Below are 1,387 nucleotides of genomic sequence, written 5' to 3'. Positions count from 1 at the left end.
TGTCTCGTCCTGAAATATCGATACAGAAAAAACGCATCGATATGGAAACAGAAGAAAGTTATGTTCGGCGAACGCAGCGTGATTACACTTTAAGCTTTAAGTTGTCTGTGGTTAATGAAGTTGAATCAGGTGCATTGAGCCTTAGTCAAGCGAGCTTGAAGTATGGTATCCAAGGCGATAGTACGGTGAAGAAGTGGTTACGAAAATACGGTAAATTTGATTGGGAGAACCAAAGCCCTAATCATATGCCAAAAAGCCAGGAACAGCGCATTTTGGAGCTGGAAGCGAAGGTCAAACTTTTGGAGAAGCAGAAAGCCCAACTGGAACAGCAGCACCATATAGCCGACTCGAAGGCAGTCATCTTTGATATGATGATTGAGCTTGCCGAGAACGAATATCAGATCGATATACGAAAAAACTTGCCACCCGGACAATCCAATCCTTCAAAGAGAAGCGACAAGAAAGCGTAGGCTTTACTTGCGGGTTGTTCGGGATAGACAGACAAGTATACTATCGCGCGCTTCGACGGGGCCGGACAAAGCGTACCATTGCCAGTCAGGTGGTTGACCTGGTAAACGGGCAGCGGCAAGTCCAGTCCAGAATCGGGACAAGAAAGCTATATTATTTGCTCTATGAACAGCTGCAGACACTCAGAGTAGGCAGGGACCGCTTTTTTGACATTCTAAGGGCAAATCATCTGTTGATAAGGCCTAAGAAAAGTTATCACGTTACGACCTTGTCGCATCATAGGTTTAGAAAGCATTCCAATTTAGTCAGTAACTTACAAATCACACATCCTGAGCAAGTCTGGGCGGCAGACATTACTTACATCGGAAAAAGAGAAAAACCTTGTTATCTGAGCTTGATCACGGATGCTTATTCCAAGAAAATCGTTGGGTATCATGTCTCTGACTCATTAAGTAGTGCAGGTAGCATTAGCGCATTGAAAATGGCTTACAAAACACGGTCAAGCAAGGCCAGCAAGCCTATTCATCACTCAGATCGGGGTATCCAGTATTGCTGTGACGAATACCAGTATCTACTGGAAAAGTTTGGTCTAAGGTGCAGCATGACCCAAAATTCAGATCCCTATGAAAATGCAGTTGCTGAAAGGGTGAATGGTATTTTGAAGCAAGAGTTTATGATTGACAATTATCATCTGGAACTATCAATCATGACGCAGATTGTCTCGGAAGCAATTAAAATCTATAATGAAAACAGGCCACATTGGTCAAACTTCTTACTGACACCTCAACAAATGCATAACCAAAATCAAGTCAGAATGAGAACCTACAAACAAAAAAACAGTAGCAAACTTAGGTCTGCTACTGTTTCAAAACTTTAATTTATTTATCCCAAACCTGTATCGGGTTTTCAGGACTAGTCA

At 42.5% G+C, this 1,387-nt stretch carries 2 protein-coding genes; both read left to right on the top strand.

Going from position 1 to position 1,387, the window contains the following annotated elements; all coding sequences use genetic code 11:
- The coding region (locus tag AC1XTG_RS25555) for a transposase (protein WP_484843889.1) at positions 1-470 on the top strand (470 nt) is incomplete at its 5' end.
- A 14-nt stretch (positions 471-484) separates the two neighbouring features.
- Positions 485-1,345 carry an IS3 family transposase gene (locus AC1XTG_RS25550; RefSeq protein WP_484843888.1) on the top strand — a complete coding sequence of 287 codons (861 nt, stop codon included), beginning with the start codon at positions 485-487 and terminating at the stop codon, positions 1,343-1,345.
- The last annotated feature ends 42 nt before the right edge of the window (positions 1,346-1,387 follow it).

This window comes from Dyadobacter sp. HNCC25DJ183, assembly GCF_056895175.1.
This window is presented reverse-complemented; position numbering and strand designations above follow the sequence as displayed.